The sequence below is a fragment of the Bradyrhizobium sp. PRIMUS42 genome, from assembly GCF_023006515.1.
Lineage (GTDB): Bacteria > Pseudomonadota > Alphaproteobacteria > Rhizobiales > Xanthobacteraceae > Bradyrhizobium.
Genome location: NZ_JALBGZ010000400.1, coordinates 1 through 5,905 on the forward strand (window position 1 = coordinate 1; position 5,905 = coordinate 5,905).

General features: G+C 65.4%; 5 protein-coding genes. 1 reads left to right on the forward strand and 4 read right to left on the reverse strand.

What is annotated here, in order from left to right; translation table 11 throughout:
- The coding region (locus MOV75_RS24685) for an AsmA family protein (protein WP_247006766.1) at positions 1–1,922 on the reverse strand (1,922 nt) is incomplete at its 3' end.
- Between the two features lie 247 nt (positions 1,923–2,169).
- Between MOV75_RS24685 and MOV75_RS24690 the strand changes: the two genes are divergently transcribed.
- A complete protein-coding gene (locus MOV75_RS24690; RefSeq protein WP_097666467.1) occupies positions 2,170–2,844 on the forward strand; it encodes a Crp/Fnr family transcriptional regulator in 675 nt (224 codons plus the stop codon).
- Between the two features lie 76 nt (positions 2,845–2,920).
- Here the strand turns inward: MOV75_RS24690 and MOV75_RS42970 are convergent, their stop codons facing one another.
- The 3 genes from MOV75_RS42970 to MOV75_RS24700 form a co-directional block, all read right to left on the reverse strand.
- Positions 2,921–3,142 carry a DUF5615 family PIN-like protein gene (locus MOV75_RS42970; RefSeq protein WP_369010468.1) on the reverse strand — a complete coding sequence of 74 codons (222 nt, stop codon included), beginning with the start codon at positions 3,140–3,142 and terminating at the stop codon, positions 2,921–2,923.
- Positions 3,139–3,447, reverse strand: coding sequence for a DUF433 domain-containing protein (locus MOV75_RS24695; RefSeq protein WP_309486966.1), 309 nt, complete (start codon positions 3,445–3,447; stop codon positions 3,139–3,141). The genes MOV75_RS42970 and MOV75_RS24695 overlap by 4 nt, the downstream gene beginning before the upstream one ends.
- Positions 3,444–5,905: efflux RND transporter permease subunit (locus MOV75_RS24700; RefSeq protein ID WP_247006767.1), on the reverse strand; the 2,462-nt coding region annotated here is incomplete at its 5' end. The genes MOV75_RS24700 and MOV75_RS24695, both read right to left, overlap by 4 nt.

The following is a 5,905-nucleotide window of genomic DNA, read 5'->3' on the forward strand; positions in this document are numbered from 1 at the left end:
GTGCCCGGCGCGGTGCCGGTGCTGCTTCCCGCGCCATTGGAAAGCCCCTGCTGGATCAGATTGCCGATCGCCTCCCCGAGCCCGCCGCCGAGCAGATTGTTCTGGCCCGGCTGCTGGGTTTGCGGATTCGTATTGCCGGCCGCATTGCCGCCGGGCGGTGTGGCGGTGCCGCCGAGACCGAGGCTGCCCAGAATGTTGCCGAGCCCGGCGCCGTCAGGGCCGAACAGGCCCTTGCCCATCTCGCGCAGCTTGGCATAGGCGGCATCCGGATTGTCCAGCATGCCGGCCATATCAGGATAGATCCGAGGCTGCGACCAGCTGCCCTGGATCATCACGGGAATGCCGAAGCCGACCGGCTCATTGGCGCGGCCCTGGCCTTCGGTCGTCATCACCAGCTTCGGCTCGACGCGAAAGCCCATCATCTTGGTGTCGAGCGCGATGGTGCCGGCGCCGGTGACGCGGACCAGCGGCCCGATCAGATTGAGATCGGTCGTCACCGCCTGACCCTTGTCGATGCGGAACGAGGCCGAGAGCTGCGACAAATCCGTGCTCTGCTCCTGGCTGGGACTCTGGTTGTCCTGCCAGCCGGTCAGCGTGCCCGATGTCAGCGAGCGGATCATCTGCGCGACGTTGATGCCGCGGATGGCGCCGTCCTGGAAATTGACGAAGGCCGTGCCCTGCATGTTCGCCATCAGCGCGCGCTGGCTGGTGCCGGCGCTGCGCAAGGCGAGCTTGGCCTGCAGCTTGCCGTCGATGCGGTCGAATTCGGCAAGGCCCTGAAGCAGCGGCAGCGCGCGCACGCCGACGAGATCGGAATGCATGGCAAAGCTCGGCGCGCCGGTGGTCGCGTCCAGGATCACCTCGCCCGAGACCTGGCCGCCATAGGCGCCGAGATTGGCGGTGCCGGCCTTCAGCACGCCGCCGGCGAGCTTGCCATCGAGCGCCAGCGGCGCGATGCGCGCATCGCCGATCACGGCCTCGTTCGCGGAAATCCTCACCTGCGCATCGACATAGTTGAGCCCGGACACGTCGATCGGCGCATTGCTCCAGGGTTGCCCGGCCGCGCCCTCCGGAGATTTCGCCAGCGGAATCGCCAGCCGCTGGAAGTCGAGGTCGACCTTGACCAGGGGCTTGCTCGCAATGTCGACCGAAGCCCAGCCGTTGAATGCGCCGTCGCCGAGCTTGCCATTCACGCCGTTGATCATCACGACATCGCCGCTCAGCCGCATCTCGGCGTGACCGGTGAGTTGAGACTTCAGCACGCTGGGCATGTCGACGGCGAAATCCACCGGGATCGTCGGCCGGTCGGTCGGCGGCGCCGGCGTGGTCGCCTTGATGTCGAATTTGGTCGGGTGGTCGCCGACGCGCGCGGTGCCGGTGATGTTGACCTTGCGGTCGTGGCCGACGGTCGCGTCGGCGTTGATGGCGCTGATGCGGCCCTCGACACGATCGCGCACGCGGGAGAATGCGACTTCGCCGTCGGTGACTTTGACGCGGGCGATGGACGCGCCGCCGACATCGGGCGCGAGCGGCTTCGACGAGGAACCCGCATTCGGCAGGCGCTCGCGCAGCAGCGGCTGGTAGAGCACGGGACGCGTGACGACGAGTTCGCTGATCTCAGGGCGGCCCGACCACACGCTGGAGAGCGACATGTCGGCCTGCACGCTGTCGACCGTCAGGCGCGTGACGCCGCTACGATCCCGGGGGTCGGCAAGCGTAAGGTCGTTCAGGGTGACGTTCAGCGTCGGCCACAGGCTGATCTTGGTGGTGCCGTCGATCGACAGGCGATAGCCGGTCGCGCTCTCGACGCGCGAGGCGATCGTCGAGGTCAGGAAGCCCGAGGGGATCCCGACCACCAGCAGGACTGCGATCACGACGATGACGGCGGCCAGAGCCGCGCCGGCGAATTTCACTGCTCTCATCTCGACTTTCCAGCGACGGACAATCGGCGTCGAATCCCGCGGACGACCACCCTTTGCACCCATCCTTTGCGCCTGAGTTTATCCCCGGACGGGAAGCGGCTCCAAGCGCGTAAAAATAGTCAGGGGGTGCTGCAAAGTTATGTGACTTATGACACACTTCCCCGGCGCGGTTTTACGCGATCCTGATGTTGAGGGTTTCCAGCGATTTGCCAAGAAAACTGACCAGGACGTTCACAAGGACATTGAAATGAGCAAGCAGGCCGAATTTGCGGTCATTCTGAAGATGAACGCGATGTTCGCGGATCTCGGTACAGACGAGCTCCAGCGGCTGTCCAATCTCTGTCACACCCAGCATCTGGGGAACGGCGAGGTGCTGTTCCAGAAGGGCGATCCCGGGGACGCGCTGTTCGGCGTGCGCCGCGGTCAGGTCCGCATCGAAACCGGCGCCTCCGACGGCAGTCGGCTGACGTTGAATTTCATGGGGCCGGGCGACCTGTTCGGCGAAGTCGCGGTGCTGGACGGCCAGAATCGCACCGCGGATGCGACCGCGGGGGAGGCCAGCGAATTGTTCGTGCTGCGGCGCGAGGATTTTCTCAGCTTCCTCGAACGCGAGCCGAAGGTCGCGATCAAGATCATCGCATTGCTGTGCCAGCGCATCCGCTGGCAGAGCGAGCGCATGGAGGAATCCATGCTGCAGCCGCTGCCGGTGCGCCTGGCGCGGCGGCTCTGCGCACTCGCCGCCGATTTCGGCTCCGAGGTGCACATCTCGCAGGAGCAGCTCGGCGTCTTCGTCGGCGCCGCCCGCGAGAGCGTCAACCGCCAGCTGCAGGCCTGGCGCAAGGAAGCGATCCTCGATCTCCAGCGCGGCCGGATATTGCTGCGGAACATGACCAAGCTGACGGCAATCGCGCGGAACGAGTAGGGTCCAACCGATCGGGAGCCAGCGTCCGCGCACACGATTCCGGTCAATGGTGATGATGCTGCCCTGGATCTCGTCCTCAGTCAGAGCGGATAGAACCTCTGCCAGTCGGGTTCGGACACCTTCTTCTGTCCAATCGCCGCCTCACGACCGTACGCGCCTCCCGCCTGGCGCGCTCGATGATCTCAATATCGCTCGCAGCATGAAGGCCCGCCTCGGAGGCGTGAACGGCATCATGACCCCTCTCTGTCAGCCAGCGCGACAACGCCGGCGAGAGCGGCATGTCGACGAGGAATTTCACGATGCCGGAACAGTGGAGGGCAGCTCGACAGCCTCGTCCTCCGCGAGGAAGGCCGCGTAGCGCAACGCTTCATCGATGTCTTCGCGTTCGAGATACGGGTAATCGTTGAGGACCGACTCCCGGGTCTCGCCGGCCGCCAACAGGCCAAGCAACCGTGCGACAGGAAAACGCAGCCCGCGAATGCAGGGCTTGCCGGTGCAGACCGTAGGGTCGATCGTGATCCGCGTGAAAGTCATACGGGTAACATAACGGCTGGGGGCGCCCTTGGTCAGTGCGTCCCTTTGGCTGCTTGCCTCGAATCTCATTCCGCAGCGCGATGTGCGACGCCCTTCGATTCCGGTGCCGCTCCGTGATGACCGTCCGTCTCGGCATCCTCGCTGTGGACGATCAGCCGCTTGGCGAAGCGCCAGATCAGGGCGCCGAAATCGTCCATCACCATGAACATCGCGGGCACGAACACCAGCGACAGGATGGTCGAGAAGATCAGGCCGCCGATCACTGCGAGGGCCATCGGCGAGCGGAATTCGCCGCCGGCGCCGACCGCGAGCGCGCTCGGCATCATGCCCGCGGCCATCGCGATCGTAGTCATCACGATCGGGCGGGCGCGCTTCATGCCGGCGTCGATCATGGCCTCGTCGCGCGGCTTGCCGACGTGGATGGCTTCGATGGCGAATTCCACCAGCATGATCGCGTTCTTGGTGACGATGCCCATCAGCATCAAAATGCCGATCCAGACCGGCGTGGTGAGCTGCTTGCCGGTGAGCAGCAGGGCCGCGATCGCGCCGCCGATCGAGAGCGGCAGCGAGAACAGGATCGTGATCGGCTGCAGGAAGGTGCCGAACAGCAGCACCAGCACTGCGTAGACCATCATCAGGCCCGCCGTGATCGCGGTGGCAAAGCCGTCGGACAGTTCGTTCAGGCTCTCGGCATCACCGGAGGGAGAGACCTTCACGCCCTTCGGCCGGCTCTTCATCACCGGCAGGTCGTAGATCTTCTTGGTGGCGTCGCCGAGCGCGGCGGAGCCGACGAGGTCAGCGGCGACGGTGGCCTGCCGCTCACGATCATAGCGGTTGATGCTGGTCGGACCCTGGTCGAGCTTGACGTCCGCGATGACCGAGAGCGGCACGCCGCCTTTTTCGCCGCGCTCGCCGAGTGGGACGCGCAATTGTTCGAGCGTCTTCAGATTGCCGCGCGCGGCATCCTCGAGCTGCACGCGGATCGGCACCAGTCGGTCGCCGACGTCGAATTTGGCGAGCGCGGGACCGACATCGCCGATGGTGGCGACGCGGATGGTTTGCGACAGGCTTTCGGTCGAGACGCCGAGCCGCGCGGCGAGATCCGCGCGCGGTTCGACGCGCAACTCCGGCCGCTCCAGCGTGGTTTCCGAGATCACGTTGGAGATGGTCGGAATCCGCTTCATCTGCGTCGCGAGCTCACTCGCGAAATTGTTGACGATGTTGGCGTCGACGCCGGTCACGACCAGCGAAATGGCGCGCAGGCCGTTCTCGTCGAGGAACCAGAAGCGGATGTCCGGAATGTTCTCCAGCTCCTGGCTGATCGAGAATTCGAGCTCGCGCTGGGTGATGTCGCGGGCATCTTTGGGCGTGTAATTGATGATCAGTGCCGCGCGCCGGACTTCCTGGGTGCCCGGCGGAACGCGCCCGCCGTCGACGAAGATGCTCTTCACCTCGGGCCGTTTGCGCAGGCGCGCGACGATGTCCTCGGTGACCTTTTCGGTGTAGGCGAGCTGAGTGCCCGGCGGCAGCTCGAGGGCGAGCAGGGAGCGCGCGCTGTCCTGCGCCGGCAGGAATCCCTGCGGCAGCAGCGTGATGCTCCAGATCGAGGCGGCAAAGACCCCGAAGCCGACCAGCACCGTGATAAAATAGTGCTTCACCGACCAGGCCACGATCCGATGATAGGACCGCAGCACGCGGCCGGGCGGCGGCTCTTCGTGATGGCCGTGCTTGAGGAAATAGGCGGCGAGCACCGGCGTGACGAAGCGCGCCGCGAGCAGCGAGAAGAAGACCTGCACCGAGACGGTGATGCCGAACTGCTTGAAGAACTGTCCGGCGATGCCCGACATGAAACTTGCGGGCGCGAAGATCGCGATGATGGTCAGCGAGATCGCGATCACCGCGAGGCCGATCTCGTCGGCGGCTTCGAGGGCGGCACGATAGGGCGATTTGCCCATGTTCATGTGCCGGACGATGTTCTCGATCTCGACGATGGCGTCGTCGACGAGAATACCTGTCGACAGCGTGATGGCGAGGAAGCTGACGAGGTTCAGCGAGAAGCCGAGCAGGTCCATCGCCCAGAACGCCGGGAAGATCGACAGCGGCAGCGAGATCGCGGCAATGATGGTGGCGCGCAGGTCGCGCAGGAACAGCAGCACGATGACGACGGCGAGGATGGCGCCCTCGAACAGGGTGGAGATCGCCGCGTGGTAATTGCCGTTGGTGTATTCGACCGAGGTGTCGATCACCTTCAGGTCGACGTCCGGATAGGCGGCCTTGAGCGCGTCGACGCGCTTCTGCACGGCCTCGGCCACCTTCACGTCGCTGGCGCCCTTGGAACGCTTGATGCCGAGCGCGACGATCGGCTCGCCGTTGAAGCGAGCGAAGGTGCGGCGGTCGGCGATGGTGTCGGTGACGGTACCGAGATCGTCGAGCCGGACCTCGCCGCCGCCGAACAGCGGGATCATGGTGCCGGCGAGGTCGCTCAGCGTCTTGGCGCCGGCGAGCGTGCGGATCGCCTGGTCGTTCT